14 protein-coding genes are annotated in these 22,581 nt (G+C 34.1%); all 14 read left to right on the top strand.

Going from position 1 to position 22,581, the window contains the following annotated elements; all coding sequences use genetic code 11:
- Window positions 1-29 precede the first annotated feature (29 nt).
- The 14 genes from Q5O86_RS05780 to Q5O86_RS05715 all read left to right on the top strand — a co-directional run bounded on the left by Q5O86_RS05780 (window position 30) and on the right by Q5O86_RS05715 (window position 22,269).
- Window positions 30-260, top strand: coding sequence for a Flp1 family type IVb pilin (locus Q5O86_RS05780; protein ID WP_302626195.1), 231 nt, complete (start codon window positions 30-32; stop codon window positions 258-260).
- A 64-nt stretch (window positions 261-324) separates the two neighbouring features.
- Window positions 325-921, top strand: a complete 597-nt coding sequence (locus tag Q5O86_RS05775) for a TadE/TadG family type IV pilus assembly protein (RefSeq protein ID WP_302626194.1) — start codon at window positions 325-327, stop codon at window positions 919-921.
- 30 nt (window positions 922-951) lie between these two features.
- Window positions 952-4,086, top strand: coding sequence for a DUF5702 domain-containing protein (locus tag Q5O86_RS05770; protein WP_302626193.1), 3,135 nt, complete (start codon window positions 952-954; stop codon window positions 4,084-4,086).
- Between the two features lie 9 nt (window positions 4,087-4,095).
- Window positions 4,096-4,833: a leucine-rich repeat domain-containing protein gene (locus tag Q5O86_RS05765; protein WP_302626192.1), complete on the top strand. Its 738-nt coding sequence runs from the start codon at window positions 4,096-4,098 to the stop codon at window positions 4,831-4,833.
- Window positions 4,834-4,836: 3 nt separating this feature from the next.
- Window positions 4,837-5,637, top strand: a complete 801-nt coding sequence (locus tag Q5O86_RS05760) for a TadE/TadG family type IV pilus assembly protein (RefSeq protein ID WP_302626191.1) — start codon at window positions 4,837-4,839, stop codon at window positions 5,635-5,637.
- Window positions 5,638-6,306: a prepilin peptidase gene (locus Q5O86_RS05755; protein ID WP_302626190.1), complete on the top strand. Its 669-nt coding sequence runs from the start codon at window positions 5,638-5,640 to the stop codon at window positions 6,304-6,306.
- Between the two features lie 9 nt (window positions 6,307-6,315).
- A complete protein-coding gene (locus Q5O86_RS05750; RefSeq protein WP_302626189.1) occupies window positions 6,316-7,617 on the top strand; it encodes a WG repeat-containing protein in 1,302 nt (433 codons plus the stop codon).
- A gap of 10 nt (window positions 7,618-7,627) precedes the next feature.
- Entirely contained in the window at window positions 7,628-9,151 is a 1,524-nt protein-coding gene (locus Q5O86_RS05745; RefSeq protein ID WP_302626188.1) for a DUF6382 domain-containing protein, read from the top strand.
- 23 nt (window positions 9,152-9,174) lie between these two features.
- Window positions 9,175-9,942: a PP2C family serine/threonine-protein phosphatase gene (locus Q5O86_RS05740; RefSeq protein WP_302626187.1), complete on the top strand. Its 768-nt coding sequence runs from the start codon at window positions 9,175-9,177 to the stop codon at window positions 9,940-9,942.
- 15 nt (window positions 9,943-9,957) lie between these two features.
- A complete protein-coding gene (locus Q5O86_RS05735; RefSeq protein WP_302626186.1) occupies window positions 9,958-11,679 on the top strand; it encodes a serine/threonine-protein kinase in 1,722 nt (573 codons plus the stop codon).
- A 4-nt stretch (window positions 11,680-11,683) separates the two neighbouring features.
- Complete coding sequence (locus tag Q5O86_RS05730) at window positions 11,684-12,220, top strand: hypothetical protein (RefSeq protein ID WP_302626185.1); 537 nt, start codon at window positions 11,684-11,686, stop codon at window positions 12,218-12,220.
- Window positions 12,217-12,693 carry a hypothetical protein gene (locus tag Q5O86_RS05725; RefSeq protein ID WP_302626184.1) on the top strand — a complete coding sequence of 159 codons (477 nt, stop codon included), beginning with the start codon at window positions 12,217-12,219 and terminating at the stop codon, window positions 12,691-12,693. Before Q5O86_RS05730 ends, Q5O86_RS05725 begins: the two co-directional genes overlap by 4 nt.
- A complete protein-coding gene (locus Q5O86_RS05720; RefSeq protein ID WP_302626183.1) occupies window positions 12,690-21,473 on the top strand; it encodes an immunoglobulin domain-containing protein in 8,784 nt (2,927 codons plus the stop codon). The genes Q5O86_RS05725 and Q5O86_RS05720 overlap by 4 nt, the downstream gene beginning before the upstream one ends.
- 196 nt (window positions 21,474-21,669) lie before the next feature.
- Complete coding sequence (locus tag Q5O86_RS05715) at window positions 21,670-22,269, top strand: hypothetical protein (protein ID WP_302626182.1); 600 nt, start codon at window positions 21,670-21,672, stop codon at window positions 22,267-22,269.
- Window positions 22,270-22,581 lie beyond the last annotated feature (312 nt).

Below are 22,581 nucleotides of genomic sequence, written 5' to 3'. Positions count from 1 at the left end.
ATAAAAATTTATTAAAAGGAGGAAAGAAAATGGATATGTTATTCATCAAAGGTGCATTAGTCAAAGACAAAGTAAAGGGTTGCATTTCAGATTTCTTACATAAAGAAAGTGGGGAAGTAAATGTAGTGGCAATTATTGTATTAATTGCAGTTGCTATTGCAATTGCGCTAGTGTTTAAAGAAGAGCTTGGAAAATTGGTTACAACTTTATTTGGCAAGTTAACTTCAAATGGAACAGAGGCAATTGACGGATTGAAATAAAAAAGTGTATTACTAAGCAGTAAGGGGTGTATTTAACACACCCCTTATTCAGAGGAGATAAGTTATGAAAAAAGAAAAGGGAGCAGTCTTAATCGTGGAAGCTACGATTGTTTTCCCAATTGTATTTTTTGTTGTGTTTTTAATCATTTTCTATGGAAATGTTTTTTACCAAAGGTCAAGAATCGATAACTATGTTTCAAGTTATGCCCAGTGGGGAGCACAGCAGTGTGCAGACCCTTTATTTGATGGAGTTGTGAGTCGTGGCAGTGTTTCCAGAAGTACAGGAGATATGGATATCAAGCCTTACCGTAATTTTGGTTCTATGAATGATATAGAATTAAAGGTGATTTCAAAAATAGAAGAGAAATCAAAAGGGGCGGGATTTTTTAAGGGAATGCAGCCCAAAAATATGAATGTAACAGCCAAATATACAAATTATATTATATACAGTAATTTTGAGGTGGAAGCCAAATATAATATTGAGTTTCCGATAACTCTGCTTGGCACGAAAATAAAATTGTCAACAATGTCAGCTTATGAGGAGGTTCCGGTATCGGACCCGGCTGAGTTTATTCATAATATTAATATGGCAAAGGATTTTATACAGTCTAATAAAAAAATACAGGATGCCATAAAAAAAGTAAAAGATTTTTTTGATTAAAATTTGAAAAGAAAAAAATGAGGTGCAAAATTGCTTAATTTATTCAAAAAACAAAGAGGAGCCGTAACTGTTTTTTTAGTTATTATATTAGTTCCGACAATTACAATATGTAGTCTGTTTGTAGATGTAAGCAGAGTACAGCTGGCGAAGCCGGTAGTAGATTCAGCAGGAAATCTGGCATTAAATACAATGCTGACAGAGTATGATATGGATTTAAATAATTTTTTTGGTTTGCTTGGCTCTTGTCAAAATACCGAAGATTTAAAAACTTTAGTGAAACAATACTTTGTAGATGCTTTGAAATCACAGGGAATAGATAATTCGGAGACAGAAGGTATCCTTGGAAGGCTTGAACAGATGTTTGAAAAAGACTCAGATATTGCGGACTTATTAGCCATTGAAGCAAATGATGTAGAAATCAACGAAGTTTCAAACGGTAATCTGGCAAATCCTGCTTTGGTAAAACAGCAGATTGTAGAATTTATGAAATATAGGGCACCAATAGATTTAGCTTCAGGACTTATTAATACGATAAAACAGGTAGCTGCAAGTTCGAAAGCTGCAAAGGCTGAGGCTGAGGTGACAAAGGCGAAACAAAAGTATTATGAAGCTGAAAATGAACTATTAAAGAAATTAAAACAAATTTACGATGCATTAAGAAAATATAATAGACTGAATATAACAAATGAATATATTAGAGAAGTAAAAGGCAATATTTCAAGAGAGTTTAAAAATCAATATAAAAAGATACATAAAAAAGTAGTGCATGATTTGATAAATACGTCCGGGCTTGGTGTTTTTAGTCCGGAAAATATTAAGTATAAAGTAAGTCAATTCAATGATTCGGATTATCACACGGATGTTAAATATACTACAAATAATAAGGCAAAAAAACGTGATGTGCAGTTACGGGCAAATAATCTTATTTCAGCAATATCAAATTATATTAGAGATAAAAAAAGTATAGATAGTTATGTATGGAATTATAACGCATATGACAGCAGTGTTTATAAAACTCAATATTGGGCACAGTCGATAGCGTTAATTAATGATAATTATAACAAATATACAAATTATATACGGTCTGCGAAGCAAATGGGTAGAGCATATTGGTTATTTAATAATGCATGTCAGAATACAAATCAGACACAACAAATAACAATTGGCAATTATATGGAAATAACTAATTATCTTGGAAGAAGTGATTATGTCGGGACAAAATCTATTAGTGACTCTATTAATGGGAGACAAAATTTCAGTCTGGCAGGAATATACAAAAATTTGGCAAAGGATTTTGATACAGATGGATTTTATGGAAAAGTTTCTCTGAGATTAAAAGATATTTCAGAACAGGCGGTAAATGGAAATGCGTCGCTGGATATTGGAACAGGAGGAACGGAGGGAGATGTAGGAACTATTAAAACCTCAGAAGCAGAAAGCAAAATTGATGAAATCTGTAGTAAATCAAAAGAATATTACAATAAATTTAAAAAAGCAAAAAAATATTTAAAAGAGGCGAATAAATATTTAAGAGAACTGGGAGATAGCAATTCCGGACTGATTAAAAGATTAAAAGAGAGCTTTCAGGAATGGGATGATAAAACCAAAGCATTGGAGAATACAGATAGTGAAATGATAAGTGATAATGCCGATGACTTGAAAGATGAAAAGAAGATTATTGATGAGGTATTAAAGGATAGCAATATAAAAGAATTATCAGATAGGGTAGATAAGATAAAGGAACTGATAGAAACAGTTTACTCAAATATTAATTCTACCAAATATAATGGAAATCAATTAAAAAAAATAGAAAATCTTTCTATTTTTATTTCAAAATCCGGGATAAATAAAAATAGAATTTCTATTAAAACAGCAGAGTTATCATCCTATGCAGAGAGTAGTTTTCAATTTAGTGAGGGTTCCAGAAATATAAATCTCTCAACAACAAATAATCCGGATATTGATAGAGTGAACCCGCCGGATTTATATCGCTGGATGAAAGAAAAGTTTAAAAATCAAGATGGTGATATGACAGAGGATGAGGCAGAAGATGCGTATGATGAGTATAAAGATGATTCAGAAAAAAGTGATTATGATGATAGTGAGGTGGGAAAAAGCTCCAATGAAATAAAAGGATTAGATGGACTGCCGTCCGATGGAAATGGTTCTGAAGAAGAAGAAAAGACTGCACAATTATCGGCAGTGACAAGTTTTATTTCTACTCTTTTTAGTGACGGAATACTAAGTGGTCTGGAAAATCTGGGAAAGAGATTTCGAGATAATTTATATACCACAGATTATATTATGAATATGTTCAGCTATGACACTTTTGTCAATGAGGGAAAATATAATTATTATGCAGATAAAAATGAGACGGTTACTCTGACAAATTATATTGGAAAATATCGGGCATTATCAGAAGATGAATTTGAGAAGAATCCGGATAAAACGTTTCGATATAACAAATCGTTAACAAACCAGATGATAAATGCAGATAATCATTATGACTATTTAGGAGAAGTGGAATATATATTATATGGCAACACCAATGCAATCAATAAAGCAAATGCGTATGGAAGAATCTTTTTATTGAGATATGCATTTAATATTGCCCCGGTCTTTCAAAAGTATTGGAAGGATAGGTTAGTCATATCAATAGCGAATGCAATATCTGCGGCTACCTATGGGGTAATTCCCGAAAGCTTAATAAAGCTTGCCATTTGCCTGGTTATAACTGTGGCAGAAACGACACATGATTTACTTTGCCTAAGAGCGGGAATGGGAGTAAAACTGATAAAAGATAAAGATGAGTTGGCGATTTCGTTTTCTAGAGAAAATGGAGCAGAAACCAATAAAAATACAAGAGCAAAAGGGACATTTATGCCCCAATATAGTGATTATATTTCTTTATTTGTGTTTATAAAATTAAGCTCTTCGTCAGAAAATCAGGTGTATAAACGAATAGCCGATGTGGTACAGACGGATATGCAAAAGATTACAGATAATAAAAATTATCGATTAAACAAGTCGGTTGTTTATTATCAGATAAAATCGTCTATTCGCATCAAACCACTACTATTGGATTTAGAGATAAATCAAGGGGAGAATTCTTTTCAATTTAACACTTTATGTGATTATGAATATAAAAATATAGCAGGATATTAGGAGGCGAATATGAGAAAATTATTTATTTTATTAACAATTGGAGCTTTCATTTTTAGTGGATGTGGTAATAGCGGTACACAGGAGAAAGGTGTAAATGAAACAGAGAATATAGAATATAACAAAGAGGAAGAAAGTCTTAATAATGTGTCTGAAGAAAAAATAAGGTCAAAGCCGGAAGAGTTTAGCTATGGAGTGTCAGAGGAAGACGATGATTGTTACACAATAGAAAGTTATTTGGGAGAGGCGGAGATTATTGATATTCCTGATGAGTATGAGGGAAAAAAAGTTGTAGAAATAGAGAAAAATGCATTTGCCTATTCCAACATCAAAGAGGTGAGCATGGGACAGAATATTAAAGTCATTAAAGACTTTGCATTTACAAATTGTAAGTCATTAGCAAAAGTACAGTTTAATAGTTCGCTTGAACGTATTGAAGATATGGCTTTTTCAGAGACTGCATTGATTGAGATAGAGTTGCCTGATTCGTTAAAAGAGATTGGTGTTGGTGTTTTTTGTATGAGCGAAAGCATAGAACGTGTTAAATTTGGAATAGGTAAAGTAAGTATGGAAGGTCAGGTGTTTGCAGATGACAGTTCATTAAAAACTGTATATATCAATAATGACAATGTACAATTTTTAGAAAATAATATTTTTGAGAATTGTAAAGATGTAACAATTATTGCGGCCAAAGGTTCTACTTCGGAACAGTATGCAAAGAAAAATAACATTAATTTTCAGGAAAGGTAACAAATGAAATTAAGAGATGAGAAAGGTGCAATCGTAGTAGAAGCTACGCTAAGTTTAACATTTTTTATATTTGCAATGCTTATGATTTTATCTATTACAAATATTTGTCTTGCTCAGTCAAAAATAGGAACGGCATTGAATAGTGCTGCGATAGAAATATCAGAGTATTCCTATTTATATGGGCTTACAGGGTTAAATGATAAACATAAGGAATTAGCGCATAAAGGTGCAGAGGCAGATGAAAAAATTGGAAATGTTGCAAATGGTGTAGCCGAATTGTATGGCAGTATTTCAGAAATTGCAAATGTGGGGAGTAATATAAAAGTTTCTGATTTTTCTGATATTACAAACGCATACAATTCCATAAGTGGAAATGTGAATCAGGCACAGGCCTCTGCAAATCAGATAATTGATACGGTAAAATCTGTGGCAGATGACCCTAAAGCCTTTATATTAAGTTTGGGAGCTTTGATTGGTACTGGAGCCTGGAATACTGTAAATACAGAAGTTTCAGGCATTATAGGTCAAAATTTTATGAAAAAGCACTTAAATAATAAAAAAGGTGGCGATTATGAGACATATCTGAAATGGCTTCATGTTGTACCAAAAGGTGGTTCCTATTTAAAAGGATTAAATTTTTCACAGTCTAAGGTATTTGCAAATGGAACAGAAGATATTGATTTGGTTGTAACATACAAAGTAAGAGTAATAAAACTTTTAGGAGTAGAAAAAGATTTTGTATTTACACAAAGAGCACATACCAAAGGATGGTTTGGAAATAAGAGCAGTAGTGAGGAAACTTAAATGTCAATAAGTATAATTTACGCATGTTTGATGTTTATTGTTGTGATGATAGGCATCAGATATAGAGATATAAAAAAGAATAAAAGACTATATCAGAAAATAAGCACAATAGCTGTGATATCAAAAAACAATGTAATTTATTTGATAATTTCATTTCTGGGTATTGTAGGGGGGATGTTATTCTTAGAACTTGTGTATACACAAAACAGTGTTATTCAAAATATAAGATGTATTACTGTGATTTCTTTGTTATTTGTAGCAGCCTTTTATGATTACTTAGAGTATAGAATCCCCAATAAAATAATTTTTTTGGGATTAATTTTATGGGTGGGAATTACATTTACAGAAGTGATTGCGTATAAAGACATATGGTTAAAGAATTTTATATCAGAAATTATTGTATGCATTGCATTTTCTATTATTTGTATTTTATGTCTGATTATTGTAAAGAATGGCTTAGGAATGGGCGATGTAAAAATATTATTGTTAATTGGATTGTTACAGGGATTAGACGGAGCAATGTCCTCAATTTTCACGTCTATTATAGTTATTTTCTTTGCATGTGTTTTTTTCCTGTTAACGAAAAAAAAGCAAAAGAACGATGTAATTCCCTTTGCACCATATATTTTAATTGGAACATTCATTTCGATTTGTGTATCGGGATACTAAGGAGGAGCAATGAAAGGATATAAGTTTTTAGTACCAATTTTTTTGATGATAGCAATGTTGTATTCTACTTACAGTTTAATATCTACAAATATTGAAAATAAAAAAATGTATACTTCATATGTAGAAAAAGCAAGGGAATATGCGAAACAGGGAATCGTAGTAGATGCGTTGAGCTGTTATAAAGAGGCAATTAATATGATAGATTCCGATAATTTAAGATTGGAAGTTGCTGATATGCTTGTAAAAAATAATGACATAGATGAATGTATCAAATGGATGGAAAATGGAGTTGACGTCTACTCTGAATCTTCCAAAATGTATGACAAATTATTGGAATTATACATAGATAGTAAAAAATATGAGGATGCATATGACTTGGTGGAAGATATAGAACATAGAGGATTAGTGACAAACAAAACCCAAAAGCTTTACAGTTCCATAAAATATAAATATGAATTGGAATTAGATAGGTATGAAAATGCTGTATCGGCAGGAAACGGATATTTCGTTGTGACAGAGAATAATAAAAAAGGTCTTTTATATAACAGTAAATTTGTGTTATTTAGCAAGTTTGATGATATTGGAAATTATAGTGATGAGTTAATTTCGGTATCAATGAATGGAGAAAAATATTATGTTGATGAAGAGGGAAATAAAAGAAAAGTGCCTCCTGAAAAAATGAATTGCGAATTTTTAGGAGACATCTGTCAGGGATTTATTGTTATTAAAGAGAATGGAAAATATTCTTATTATAATGTAGAATTTGAAAAACAATTTGGAAATTATGATTACGCGACCAACTTTAATGAAGGAGTTGCCGCAGTAAAAGAGGGAAATAACTGGTATTTTATTAATAAAAAAGGACAGAAGATAAATAAAACGCCATATAAAAATATAGTAATTAATGAAAAAAATATCGCATTTAACATGGGACGTGCTTTTGTCCAGGTGAATGAAAAATACGAAATGATTGATAAAGCAGGAAAGAATGTAACAAATGAAGAATATGAAGGGGCAAATCTGTTTGAAGAAAAGGGCGGTTATGCTGCCGTTAAATCATCGGGAAGCTGGAGATTTATAGATATAAATGGGAAGCTATTAAATGATGACTATTTTGAAGGAGCAAAATCTTTTTCTCTCGGTATGGGAGCAGTTATGAAAAACGGGAAATGGGGATATATAGATGAAAATGGCAAAATGGTCATAGAAAACATTTTTAGTGATGTAAAAACTTTTTCAGATAATGGAGTAACTATGGTAAAAGATAATGAGGGATGGATGACATTATCTCTATTTAGATATATGAATTAGGAGCAGAAGGATGGAGTTTAGAAAAGAAACACAGGGAATGTATTCTTATTTGGTATACGAATTAAACAAAATGGATGAAATAGATGAACTTAGTTTAGGAATGATAACAAATAATAATATTTTAGGGATAATGTCGGTTATTTTTACTCAATTAGATGATAAAAAGTATTTCAAATATAATATTTCTAAAAAAATACCAGTCACACAATTTTTTTCCGGAATAGTGAATAAGAAACGTCTTCTAAGCGTTTTTGAAAGTATTGCAGATGCACTGATTTCGGCAAGTGAATATATGATTGAGCAAAAAACACTGATATTGGACTTGGATTATATATTTGTAGACGTTATAACCAGTAAAGCAGAACTAATATCTCTTCCGGTTATTATGGAGGGAGATAGTACAGATATACTTATGTTTTTTAAAAATATAATGTTTTCCACACAATTTGACCAAAGAGAAAACTGTGATTATGTTGCAGGAATAATTAATTATCTCAATAGTACATCCGTTTTTCAGCCGGAGGAATTTAAAAATGTAATAAAAAAATTGTCCGTAGATACAGAAAAAAGCAGTGTAAATAAAATAAACCGAGGAGAGAATGTTCGAGATGAAGATAGGGAAGCCACGATTAATAATAATTTACATATGAAATCAGATAACAGTGTTAAAGTGGAATCGGTCTCTTCGAATGTATTAAATAATAATATTCAGCAAAATCCAAATGCAAATTTAAAATTGGATACTCCGGTTTCTAATAATAATATAACAATACCAGACAATATTGCTAACCATAAAGAAAAGACAGATGAGAAAAAAATATCTATGATTGGTTTGTTGATGCACTATAGTAAGGAAAATAAGGAATTATATAAACAACAAAAAAAATCAAAAAAACATCAATCAGAGACGGTTTCGAGAGAAAAGAATTCAGAAGCCAAAAAGGCTTCGGCAATGAATCATTCTCAATTTGCTGTTCCGGGTATAAAGAATCAGTCGCAAATGCCGGCAGCTTCCATGGTAAATGCGGATAAAGAATCTGTGGATGTGCAGGAAAATAAAATTTTATCTGCCAATTTAGATATAGGGCAAAATAATAGTAAAGAAATAGGAGCGATTTTGCAGCCAAGAACTAATTATTCACAGGTATCAGCAAACTTTGGCGAAACCACTGTATTGGGCGGAGGTGTACCGGGGGAAACTACAGTCCTAACGGCGGCACAGACATCTGCGCAACAGCCAGCACCATATATTATCCGTCAGAAAAACAATGAAAAAATACCAATTAACAAACCTCGTTTCCGCATTGGAAAAGAAAAAAGTTATGTAGATTATTTCATAGGTGACAACACAGCAATCAGCCGCAGTCATGCAGACATTGTTACAGTAGACAACACATATTTCATAATTGATATGAATTCTACAAACCATACGTTTATCAATGGAAATATGATTCAGAGTGGAGACCAGGTGCAGATGAATCATGGAGATATACTTAAGCTTGCCAATGAAGAATTTGAATTTAGAATTTACTAAAAAATATAAGGTGGTACAAAAGATTGAATTATATAATATCAGCCAGCACGGATATCGGCATAAAAAAGAGTACAAACCAGGATAGTTTAACAGTAAAAATTTTAGATACACAGCAGGGGAAAATGGTATTTGCCCTGCTCTGCGATGGAATGGGAGGACTTGCAAAAGGTGAAGTGGCAAGCAGCGAACTGGTAGAAGCATTTCAAACCTGGGTTGTGGAAGAACTTCCGGAAATTTGTGATAAACCAATAGAAGATAGCGTTATCAGACAGCAGTGGAGTCGTATTGCCGAAACGCAAAACAACAGAATTATAAATTATGGAAATCACTGTGGTATCCGTCTGGGTACCACGGTTGTTGCTATGCTTATAACAGAGGAACGATACTATATTATGAATGTGGGTGATTCCAGGGCCTATGAATTGGCAGAAGGAATCAGGCAGTTGACAAAAGACCAGACATTGGTGGAAAGAGAAATTGCGTTAGGCAATTTAACTCCTGAGGAGGCAGAAAGCGACCCTAGACGAAGTGTGTTGTTACAGTGCATTGGCGCATCAGAAGATGTCTATCCTGACTTTTTCTTCGGCAGGACAAGAAAAAATGCGGTGTATATGTTGTGTTCCGACGGATTTCGTCATGAGGTATCATCTTATGAAATATTTGAGATGTTAGAGCCGAACAGAATGTTAGATGAGAAGACCATGAGACAGAATGTGGAATATTTAATCGGTTTAAATAAAAGTCGTATGGAGCAGGATAATATTTCCGTAATTACAATCAGGACTTACTAGAGAAGGGAAAGCAGTATGTTAGAAATAGGGACACTTCTTGATGGAAGATATAAGATTCTCAGCGAAATCGGTCATGGTGGCATGAGTGTTGTTTATATGGCGCTGAATGAAAAAGCAAATAAAACCTGGGCAGTCAAAGAAATCAGAAAAGATGGCAAAATGGATTTCAATACGGTGCGTCAGGGACTGGTAGCGGAAATTGATACATTGAAATGTCTGAATCATCCCAATATTCCCAGTGTCATCGATGTTATAGAAGATGAAGAGAGTTTTATTATTGTAATGGATTACATAGAGGGAAATTCTTTGGACAAGGCTTTAGAGGAGCATGGCGCACAGCCACAGGAATATGTGATTGAGTGGGCAAAGCAGCTGTGTGATGCTCTGGGATATTTGCATTCCTGTAATCCACCGATAATTTATCGTGATATGAAACCGGCAAATATTATGTTAAAGCCGGATGGAAATATAACATTGATAGACTTTGGTACGGCGAAAACATATGAAATTGATTTGGGAGAAACCACAGGAATTGGAACCATCGGCTATGCGGCGCCAGAGCAGTATATCGGCAGTGGACTTGGAAGAACAGATGCCAGAACCGATATATATTGTCTGGGAATTACATTGTATCATCTGCTGACAGGGATTGACCCATGTAAATATGTAATTAGTAACAGGTCTGTTCGGGCTGTGAATCCCGCATTATCTCCCGGACTGGATGCAATAATTATCAAATGTACTGAGCCTCAGCCGGAGGACAGATACCAGTCCTGTACGGAATTGTTATATGCACTAGAGCATCATAATGAAATGGGAGAAATATACAGAAAAAAACAGAAGAGAAAACTTATCAGTTTTTTCGCAACAAGCGTATTGACAATTGCGCTGGCAGGAACCTCTGTTTTCGGATATGTATCAGCGCAAAATAAGAAAAGTGAAAATTATAGCATTCAGGTGGAAAATGCAAATAATCCTGATTTGTCTCAAAAAGAAAGAACGGAATTGTTTATGAATGCAATTAAGATAGAACCGGAAAAAACAGAAGCTTATCTCGAAATGCTCTCCCTATTTTTAAGCAGTAGTGAGGGAGATTTTTCATTTAGTAAAACGGAAGCTGCTTCGATTGTGCAGTTAAGTGCAGGAGTGGATACAAAGAATGCTTCAGGGTTTTCGACAACACTTTATCCATTTCAAACATTAAAAAAAATTAATCCGGATGGATATGCAGAGGTCTGTAACGAAATAGGTCTCGCATATTGGTATGATTATGAAGTAATATCGGAGAGGTATTCTCAAGCCGTAGAATGGTTCAGGGAGGCGGAAAGTAAGTATCCTATTGCAAAAATTTATTGTAGTATCGGTCAAAATCGAATTGAAATTAAAAAATATGAGGACCAAAAAAGAACAGAAAAAATGTATGAGGCATATCAGGCTTTATGGAAAGATTTAAAACAACTGCAAGAGAGAACAGGGACACTGAAAGAGAATGATATAAAAATTTTAGTGTGGGATGAAATTGTAAATACAATTTATGAAAAATCAACTTATTTTTTAGTAAACGTTAAAAAAGATGAGATAGAAACAGTGTTATCGCAGGTAAAGGTTGAGTCAGAAGAACTTAAAAAAGAAACGAAATTAGAGGATGTAAAAGTGATATTAGACGAATTGTTAAAGAACATAACGAAAACTAAGGAGCGTCTGTATTCGGCTGAGCAAAGCGAAAAGGAGGGATAGAGTCATGACTTATGAATCATATATCTGGATGTGTTATATATGCGCAGGCTTGAGTGGATTTATGTTATTGCTGTCTGTTTTTCTGTTTTTTAAGCTTAAAATTATTGGAGTAGTTGGTGATTTAACAGGTTCCAATGCGAAAAAGGCAATTCGTGATATTAGAGAAAGAAATAAGGCAACAGGGAATAAGGCATATAAACCCAGTGAAGTAAATCAGAAACGTGGAAGAGTAACAGATAAGATTTCAAATTCAGGAAATTTGTATCCTTTTCGTGAAAGTTCAAATATTAGTGCAGGCACTGAAAAGTTAGAAAAGACATCACATTCTTCTGAAACGCAAGTGTTAGATAATCATACAACACTTCTTCAAAACACAGAAAATAATCAAACTACGGTTTTGAAACAGTCTACACCTAAAGTGACGACAGTTTCAGACAGACAAAAGATGGATGATATCGGAAAAATTGCAGGTAAATATAGATTTTCTATCGAATATGATATTACATTTACACATGCAACAGAAAGGATTGATTCAAGATGAGAGTAAATAAAATCAAACGAAGAAAGACAATTATCTTGTCATATATTATGTATTTATGTTTATTGGTATTTTCGTGTTCGTTTTCTTTTATGCCATTGGCTAGTAAATTCGCAATTGAAACAGGCAGTAGAATACCATTCATAATTACCGGAAGTATGTTCTGGGGTGGATTTATTATCGGATACATATTGTTTTTTTATATAAATGTAAGAAGAAAAAATGATGTAATAAAAGAGCTGACTGTGAAAAGGGCGCCGGGAGTGGTTTGTTTTTGCACGAGTAAGGCAGCGGCTGTCATAGATATATTGATGTTACTTTGTATTGTTGTATTGATATATTGTATTGTGAGAGCAAATGAAGCAACAGTGTATTTATTGTTGTCCCTATCAATGTTATTGATACAGTTACATAGTTATATGAATGGAAAAAATTATCAGTATATTCAATATATAAGGAAGGGAGAAAACAAATGAAAATGGGAGAGAAACTAAAAAAAGTAATAGCGTTTGTTATGTCCGTTGCAATAGTTATATGTATGTGTCCTTTGAGTCATGAAATCTATGCAGAGGGAAATGACGATAATTTTAAAATTCAGGTACTTCAAAAAGAAATACCAATGGCGGATATAGAATGTTATTTGACAAATAATGACGAGGGAAACTTGTTATCGGATACAGGCATGACAGATAGTGATGGAATTTGGGTTACAAAATATTCTTTGGAAGAGTTAGACGGAACTGAAATGGAACTGACTATTGATGGAAAGAAGAGAACAGTAACCTTTAATAGCGAAAGCAGACAATATCTGCTTGTGGAGTTAAGCAACTTTGAACAAACCCGATGGGAAGAAAAGGCAGTAGAGACAGAGATATTAGAAAGCATCGACGGATTAGAAAGCCTGATTGTTGATAATGGAACGAAAATAGAGGTACTGAAAGATAAGCTTCCGGTAAGTGTGCATATAAATACATCAACAAAGAAACATGATGTGGCTCAAGTTGAATGGGATTACAGCACTATAAAATATGATGTAAACTGTAAATCAGAGGAACAGAAATTTAATGTTTCAGGTAAAGTGAAGATACCGGAAGGTGTTAAAGTTTCAGAAGAAAGTTTATTAGATGTTATTCTTCATATTACAGTAAAAAAATATCCGGATGCTGAATTTACCATAGAACCTAAAGATGTGGTTTTAAATGTGGGAGATGAATTAAATTTAAGTGCATCTGCAAAAAATGCTGATGAAAATACTTATCGGTGGTATAGAGACGGACAAGAAGTCACAGGCGCTGTAGGACAGTCAATACATATTGACAATGTCAGTCTGAAAGATAGTGGTATTTATACATGTAAAGTCATGGGATTGAATGGTACTGAAGTTGAGACGCGGGAAGTCAAGGTTAGCATAAATAAGATTCTGTCTGACAATATGATGCTTGCAATGAAAGATAGTGCATCGACTACACAGACGAGACCGATAGAGAAGGTGGGCATACAGGTAATCAACTTAAATCAGGATGCTACGGGAACCCTGACATATACGGTTCGGGTAAAAAGTGACAATTCGATTATTGCTGAATTAACGAAGGATGCAGGAACAGGACGTGAATATATTTTTGAAATTCCGAAAACTGCAGTTAATGATTATGTGTTTTCAGTGAAATATTCCGGTGATGAAAAATATGAAGGGGCAGAAAGCAGCCTTGAATTTCATATGGAAAAAGGAATGCAGTCAAAGCTGGAATTAGGAATACCGGAAAGTATCAAGTTGGCAGATAAAAGTTCTGAATTGCCGAATTTAGAAGTTTCGGGTGGAGATGGAAGCGGAAATTATATTTATAGCATTGGTGAAGAGTATGATATTGTCGGTAATAAATTAGAAGGAACAAATAATATAGCGGAGATTAACAAGGATGGAACGGGGCTTACAATAAAGAGGTCCGGAAAATTTCAGATTGTTATCTATAGAGAGGGGGACAATGACTATAATGAGAGCAAACCGGTGTCAGTGGCGATTGAAGTGGGAAAAAAACAACAGTCCGGCTTTCGTTTTGAGAAAGAACCGGAAACGCTTATTTATGAAAACGGTTTGACCTATACCAATAAGGTAGTTGGCATAGAGAGCAGTAACCAAGAAGTCGAGTATGAGATTGTAGAGGGCAAGGATGTAGCAGACATTCAGGATGAAACATTAAAAATAAAAAAGGCCGGCACTGTTACTGTGAGAGCCATTCATTCAGGTGATGACATATATGCAGCCGCAGAGGCAGAGTATAAAATTACAATTGAAAGAGCGAAACAGCAGGTTCAATTTGAAAATGTTGCTTCGAATAAAATTAAATATGGAACAATATCTTATAAAAATAAGGCTTTCAGCAGTCAGACAGACAGTAAAGGCGAGGTCAGCTATATAATAATATCCGGGGAGGATATTGCGGAAATTAATCAAAATAGTGGAGAGCTTACCTTTAAAGATGGAAAAACAGGAATGGTTGTGGTGAAGGCATCCATTGCGAAATGTGAAAGATATGAAGAGGCAGCTTCTGAGTATTGTGTTGAGGTCGAAGAAAATATCTGTCCGGAAAACGCATATATAATAGAAGGAGAATCGAAAAATGGCTGGTACCGAAGTGATATTACAATCAAACCCAAAGTAGGTTATCTCATTGGTAAATCAAATGCATTAAATGCAGATTTTTCAGATAAAATTGTTGTAGAGAATGAAGGTAAAAATAATGGGTTTGATATATATCTTAAAGATAAAGAAGATGGCTCGATTACACTGGGAACAACTATAGACAGCAGTAATTTAAAGATAGACAAGACAGGTCCGGAGAATCTGATGATAAATTATGAGGAACCAAAGGGAACATTTTGGGAAAACATCACATACGGATATTATCAAAGTACGGTAACAGTGACGATTTCGGCGACAGATAGTTTATCGGGAATTGAAAGTATGCACTGGGAATATCACAGCAATGATACCGAACATATAACGAAACTGGAAGCGACGGAAGGGGAGTTGGATAAAAAGAGTTTAACGTATTCGGAAGACGGCACGGAAGCATCAGCAGAAATTACGCTGAGAGTGGAGAGTGTTGAAGATTTAAAAGGGAATATTATTATAAAGGCATGTGATTGTGCAGGACATGATACGACTACAGAGGATAGTGGATACGTTGTTGTATTTGATAATATTTCGCCAACAACGAGTGTATCTTATAGTCAGGCTGAAAGAGTAGTAGATGTAGAAACCTTGGAAGATGTAAAAGAATATGATTACGGCAGTGAGAGTAAATATAATCTCTATTATAAGGAGAAAGCTACAGCAACGATAACGGTTGATGAAAAAAATTTCTATCCGGATGGCATAGAAGTCAGGGTTAAAAATGTTCGGGCAAATCAGGAATATAAGGTATCCAAAAGTGAGCTAAATTGGTATCAGAAAGAAGATACAAAAAAGTGGATAGGAGTCATCAATATAAATGAGGATGGTGAGTATGTTATTTCTATGTCCGGGACAGACTATTCTTCCAATAAAATGACAGAATATACATCACCCAATATTATTATTAATAAACAAAAGCCTAAAATAGAAGTGGAATATGATAATAAAGAGGTTGAGAATGAAAAGTATTATAAGAAATCAAGGACGGCAACGATAACCATTAAAGACCGTGATTTTAGAGCTGATGATGTTGAGGCAGTTGTAGTGGCAGAGGATGTTGCAGGACAGAAGGTTTCTCCTTCCTTTATTGTAAAAGATAAGGATGGAAAAGATGTAATCGTGTCCGACTATAACGCATATTTGAAGGAGAGAGAGAACTGGTCAGGAAATCAGACAGAGCATACGGCAACGGTAACCTTTGACACAGATGCACAGTATTATTTTTCAATTGCATACACGAATCTGGCGGGAAAGGAAGCCGATACATATTCTGATGAGTTCGTAGTAGATAAGACAGAACCTGATAGTATGAATATTCATGTGTCTTATAGTGAGTCCCTGTTAGATAAGCTGATTAAGGGGATTACATTCGGTTATTATAATCCGGATGTTACAGTTCGAATAACAGCAGAGGATGACACATCCGGAATCGACTATATCAATTGGTATTATGAAAAAGAAAATGGCGCAAGCAGCATAAATGTGGAGAAGGAAGATAAAACAATAAATAATACGGATGAGAAATTCAGTTGCAGTAGTGATAAAAAAACAGCAAGTGTGGAGTTTACACTTACAGCAGATGAAGCAAAACAGTACAGAGGGAAGATTTCGGCGGAAGCGACGGACAAAGCAGGAAATTGCAGTCAAACATATCATGATAATGCCCATGTTGTAGTTGTAGATACGATTGCACCGACAAGAACCGTGTCCTATAGTCAGGCTGACAGAGTAGTAGATGCAGATACACTGAAAGATGTAGAAGCGTATGATTACAGCAGCGAGGGCAGATATAAGCTCTATTACAAAGAAGAAGCCACAGCGACGATTACCGTTGATGAGGCAAACTTCTATCCGGAAGATGTTCATATCACGGTGAAAAATGTGGAGACAGAAGAAGAACGTGTTGTAAAAAGTAACGAACTGGACTGGGAGCAGATTGCGGATACAGACAAGTGGATAGGAAATATTAAGATAGAAGAAAATGGGGATTATCTTATTTTAATGACATATTCCGACCGCTCAACAAATGAGATGAAGGAATATCTGTCACCTTATATTATGATAGATGACAATAAGCCTAAAATTTCTGTAGTGTATGATAATAATGAGGCTGTGAATGGAAAGTATTACGCGCAGGCAAGAACAGCTAAAATTACTGTAGAAGAGCACAATTTCAGGGCAGAGGATGTGGAGACATTGGTACTTGCAAAAGACGTTGCAAGAAAGGATGTGGGTGTAAAAGATTATGCAGCATATCTTAAGGATAGAGAAAGCTGGGTAAGTGAAGGAGATATCCATACTGCTACGGTGACTTTTGATGCGGATGCACAGTATGATTTTGTAATAAACTATAGTGATTTAAGAGGAAATCCGGCAGATACATATGATGCAGATATGGAGGATACGGAACTGGATAATGGAGAAGTATCACTGAAAAATGTATCAGCCTTTGTCATTGATAAAACAGCGCCGGATAGTAAAAATATTCATGTGTCTTATAGTAAGTCCTTGTTAGATAAGCTGATTGAGGGGATTACATTCGGTTATTATAATCCGGATGTTACAGTTCGAATAACAGCGGAGGATGATATATCGGGAATCGACAATATTCATTGGTATTATGAAAAAGAAGATGGCGCAAGCAGCATAAATGTGGATAAGGAAGATAAAACAATAAATAATACGGATGAGAAATTCAGTTACAGTAGTGATAATAAAACAGCAAGTGTGGAGTTTACGCTTCCGGCGGAGGAGGCAGAGCAATACCGGGGGAAGATTTCGGCGGAAGCGACGGACAAAGCAGGAAATCTAAGTGAAACATATCATGATAATGCCCATGTTGTAGTTGTAGATACGATTGCACCGACAAGAACCGTGTCCTATAGTCAGGCTGACAGAGTAGTAGATGCAGATACACTGAAAGATGTAGAAGCGTATGATTACAGCAGCGAGGGCAGATATAAGCTCTATTACAAAGAAGAAGCCACAGCGACGATTACCGTTGATGAGGCAAACTTCTATCCGGAAGATGTTCATATCACGGTGAAAAATGTGGAGACAGAAGAAGAACGTGTTGTAAAAAGTAACGAACTGGACTGGGAGCAGATTGCGGATACAGACAAGTGGATAGGAAATATTAAGATAGAAGAAAATGGGGATTATCTTATTTTAATGACATATTCCGACCGCTCAACAAATGAGATGAAGGAATATCTGTCACCTTATATTATGATAGATGACAATAAGCCTAAAATTTCTGTAGTGTATGATAATAATGAGGCTGTGAATGGAAAGTATTACGCGCAGGCAAGAACAGCTAAAATTACTGTAGAAGAGCACAATTTCAGGGCAGAGGATGTGGAGACATTGGTACTTGCAAAAGACGTTGCAAGAAAGGATGTGGGTGTAAAAGATTATGCAGCATATCTTAAGGATAGAGAAAGCTGGGTAAGTGAAGGAGATATCCATACTGCTACGGTGACTTTTGATGCGGATGCACAGTATGATTTTGTAATAAACTATAGTGATTTAAGAGGAAATCCGGCAGATACATACGATGCAGATATGGAGGATACGGAATTACTTGATAATGGAGAAGTATCTCCGGACAATGTATCAGCCTTTGTCATTGATAAAACAGCACCCGCTAAAGAGGAAATAAGGGTATCATATAGCGAATCTCTGTTGGATAAGTTTCTTGAGGGGATTACATTCGGTTATTATAATCCAAGCGTGACAGTCAAAATAACAGCAGAAGATGATACGTCAGGAATTGATTATATTAGCTGGTATTATGAAAAGGAAAGCGAAGTTAGCAGTAGCAATAGAGAAAAAGAAAATGGAACGATAAAAAATACAGATGATAAATTTACGAATAGCTATGACAAAAAAATATCATCGGTTGAGTTTACACTTACAGCAGACGAAGCGAAACAGTACAGGGGAAAGATTTCAGCAGTCGTCACGGACAAGGCAGGAAATCATAGCGACGAATATAAGGACAGTCACCGTGTGGTTGTGGTGGATACGATTTCACCAACAAGAACTGTAAGCTTTAGTAATGCGGAACATGTTGTGAATGCAAAAACTTTGAAGACAGTAGATAAATATAATTATTCGACAGAAGGTAATAAATATAAATTATATTATCAAAGTCAGGCAATTGTGACATTTTCTGTCAATGAGGCAAACTTTTATCCGGAAGATGTTGAAATTAAAATTAACGGACAAAAGGTGAGAGCTGAAAAGTGGAAAAAGTGGAAAGATGATAACTGGACCTCTTCCATAACAATTGCAAAAGAGGGACACTATGTTGTGACAATGGATTATAAAGACCGTTCTAACAATAAGATGAAATCTTATACAAGTAATGAGATAATCATTGACAAAACCAGACCTGCGATAGATGTGGAATACAGCGAAGATAATGTGATTCGAACTGTCAAGGGAAGAAAGTATTATGATAAAAAGCAGACTGCAATGATAACAATTACGGAGCATAATTTTAGAGCAGATGATGTGGAAGTGGTCGTAAAAGCAAAAGATATAACCGGAAATGATATAAAAGTTATGGATTTTGCAAAATATCTAAAAAACAGAGGAAATTGGAAATCCAATGGTGATGTGCATACGGCAAAAATTGCTTATACAAAAAATGCAAATTATACATTTGATGTAAAGTATAAGGATTTATCTAACCGAAACATTTTAAGATATAAATCTGATAAGTTTACAGTAGATAAAACAAATCCTGCTAATCTGAAAGTATCTTATAGTACGAATATTTTTGAAAATGTATTAAATTCAGTTACATTTGGCTTTTATAATGCGCAGATGACGGTTACAATACAGGCCGATGACAACATATCAGGCATACATAAGTTTGTTTACAGTTATGAAAATGCTAAGGGTGTAAGCAAAAGAAATGCAGAGTTAATTGATAAAGCCCTTACAAATGCAAGAATAACTTATATAAATGGCGGCAAGACAGCAGTAGCGAAATTTAATATTCCGAAAAATACGTTAAAAGGTGATAACCAATTTAGAGGTAAGGTTAGATTTACTGCGTATGACCGTTCAGATAATTCTTCAGACAAAGAAGAAAAGAAGACTGTGGTAGTAGATAACATCGCACCACAGGGTAATGTAACCTTAAATAAACCTGTTGCATCTAATAATGGAATTTCTTATTACACAGGAAATATTACAGCTACAATTCAGATTAACGAGGCGAACTTTTATCCTGAGGATGTTTCCATTAAAGTAAATGGTGCATCCAGAAGGGCAGAAAAATGGACACAGAATGGAGATAATTGGACTGGTATAGTTACAATATCCGGTGACGGGCATTATAAATTAAATGTGGATTATAAAGACAGGTCACAGAACAAGATGAAATCATATCAATCCAATGAATTGACCATAGACAGCAGGAAACCGACAATTATGGTTCAGGGAATCAAGAATAATTCTGCAAATAAGAAGGATAAAATAGGATTTACCATTGTTTCCAAAGATGAGAATCTAAATTCCGGTGCTTTTGATGCTGAATTATCGGCAGTATATAAAACAGGGGATGGTAAGTTTAAGACAAAGATAATTGATATTGGAAAAGGTGTTTTGAGCGACAAGGGTAAGACGCATTCTTATGTGATTGATAATTTAAAGGAAGATGCAGTTTATACATTAAAATGTAAAGCTGCTGACTATGCAGGAAATTCTATTGACACATTTACAATATCAGACTCAGGAAATGAGCAGTCAAAGAACCTGTCATTTTCCGTTAATAGAAAAGGTTCTGCTTTTATGTTGGATGATTACGCAAAACAGATTGTAGATAATTACTATAATCAAAGTGTAGATGGCGATATCAAAATCGTTGAGATTAATGTGGACCCACTCCGTAGTTATAAAGTGGAATTGAATAACAGGGAATTGAGGGAAGGAATAGATTATACCGTTTCTAAATCAGAAGGAAAAGGAAAATGGTGCAGATATGAATATTCTATTAAGTCATCCCTGTTTCAGGAAGAAAATAATTATTCTGTAATAGTTACATCGACGGACAAAACAAAGACAGTAGCTTACAGTGATATAAAAAAAGCGGAGATAAGTTTTGTTATTGATAAGACATCTCCTGTGTTGACTGTTTCGGGAATGGAGAAAAATGGAAGGTATCAGACAGACAGCCAGACCGTTACGATAATACCAACGGATGATGGGGGAAAACTTTCATCGGTTATTGTTGAAGTGACAGACAGAGATGGAAACATTATTAACACACCATTTGATTTGACGGGAGACAGCCTTGAGAACACACTAGAAAAAGATTCAAATAAATTAATATTTCATTTGAAAGAGGGAATGTATCAAAATGTAATTATTACATGTAAAGATAAGGCGGGTAACAGTTACAGTTCTAAGGAAATTTTTTATAATATTACGGTTTCTCCTAGTGCATTTGTTATTTTTTGGACAAATACATTACTAAGATGGGTTGTAATAATTGGACTAGTTCTCATTGTTTCAGGAATTTTGTGGATTATCCTGAGAAAGCGCAAAGCAAAGGCTACAACAAAATAGAAAAATATAGAGAAGTTTTCGTGTGACTGTGAAAAGTTATGGGAAAGCTTCTTTATTTTATAGGAATTATGACATCGTTGGATAATTAATAAATTTTTATTTGTACTTGTTTATTAAATTTTATAAAATAGATAAAGTTTTTAATCAGATTATGTTTTTTAAAATTTATGAAAAAGTATCGAAAGGGGATAAAGTAATGAAAAATAATGATAATAATTTGTTTACTAAGTGCAAAAGGATGAGTGAGATTGAATATCTAAAGTACGAAAGTGTGGTAAAAAGTGAAAATGAAAGAATGGCAAAGTATTATGATGCAAAGCTGAAAATAATTGGAAAAAGGTATGATATTTGTTTATCGTACAATCATTTGGATAGGAGAAAGTTAGTGACGGTGGTCAAGTTGTTTAATGATGCCGGTTATTCTGTTTTTATAGATTGGATGAACGATGAAAATCTTATGTATTGTCAATCAAAAATGAAAATGCTCGTAAGGCATAGCTCTGTTTTGCCTGAGGTGAGTAATGCGATAACCGTGCGCATTATTTGTGATAAAGATTTTTTCTGGAAAAATAAATTTGTCAGCAGCAACTTTAAAAATAGCAACAATATGTTATTGGTTGTTGAAGATTACAGTCTTTTGAAAGAAAGATTTTTAAGAGCGAAGTTTTATTTGAAGTATGCAAAGATAAAAGGACAAAGTAAGTATGATTTCTGGGTATATGAATGGGATAAAGGAAAATGTACTATTTTAAGAGAATGGATACATAGGTTACAGGATTTATTAAAGATGCAATAACACAAAAATAAAGCATCTGAAACATAAATATTATGTTGAATTTTATAAATTATATGATACAATATAACAAACGCTTTATCTAATAAGTATAAAATTAAGGTATTTATGAATATTTGGAGAGAATTACAGGAAATATTGTTTATACCTGGACATTGAAAATTTCATATCAAGTGATTACGGTTTTGTGTATATTTTTGTAAAAAAATATCATCTATAGTTGATAAAAAACAAATATAGTCGTATAATTGACTTAAAATTATTGTTTTACAACTGTATTTATAATGTAAAAATAGTTTATAAAGTTATATACAA

The organism is uncultured Eubacterium sp., assembly GCF_937958975.1.
Taxonomy (GTDB): domain Bacteria; phylum Bacillota; class Clostridia; order Lachnospirales; family Lachnospiraceae; genus Eubacterium_G.
This window is presented reverse-complemented; position numbering and strand designations above follow the sequence as displayed.

Coding starts and splice junctions, on each gene's coding strand:
- Q5O86_RS05780 (WP_302626195.1), top strand. CDS start 30: ATGGATATGTTATTCATCAAAGGTGCATTAGTCAAAGACAAAGTAAAG.
- Q5O86_RS05775 (WP_302626194.1), top strand. CDS start 325: ATGAAAAAAGAAAAGGGAGCAGTCTTAATCGTGGAAGCTACGATTGTT.
- Q5O86_RS05765 (WP_302626192.1), top strand. CDS start 4,096: ATGAGAAAATTATTTATTTTATTAACAATTGGAGCTTTCATTTTTAGT.
- Q5O86_RS05760 (WP_302626191.1), top strand. CDS start 4,837: ATGAAATTAAGAGATGAGAAAGGTGCAATCGTAGTAGAAGCTACGCTA.
- Q5O86_RS05755 (WP_302626190.1), top strand. CDS start 5,638: ATGTCAATAAGTATAATTTACGCATGTTTGATGTTTATTGTTGTGATG.
- Q5O86_RS05750 (WP_302626189.1), top strand. CDS start 6,316: ATGAAAGGATATAAGTTTTTAGTACCAATTTTTTTGATGATAGCAATG.
- Q5O86_RS05745 (WP_302626188.1), top strand. CDS start 7,628: ATGGAGTTTAGAAAAGAAACACAGGGAATGTATTCTTATTTGGTATAC.
- Q5O86_RS05735 (WP_302626186.1), top strand. CDS start 9,958: ATGTTAGAAATAGGGACACTTCTTGATGGAAGATATAAGATTCTCAGC.
- Q5O86_RS05730 (WP_302626185.1), top strand. CDS start 11,684: ATGACTTATGAATCATATATCTGGATGTGTTATATATGCGCAGGCTTG.
- Q5O86_RS05725 (WP_302626184.1), top strand. CDS start 12,217: ATGAGAGTAAATAAAATCAAACGAAGAAAGACAATTATCTTGTCATAT.
- Q5O86_RS05720 (WP_302626183.1), top strand. CDS start 12,690: ATGAAAATGGGAGAGAAACTAAAAAAAGTAATAGCGTTTGTTATGTCC.
- Q5O86_RS05715 (WP_302626182.1), top strand. CDS start 21,670: ATGAAAAATAATGATAATAATTTGTTTACTAAGTGCAAAAGGATGAGT.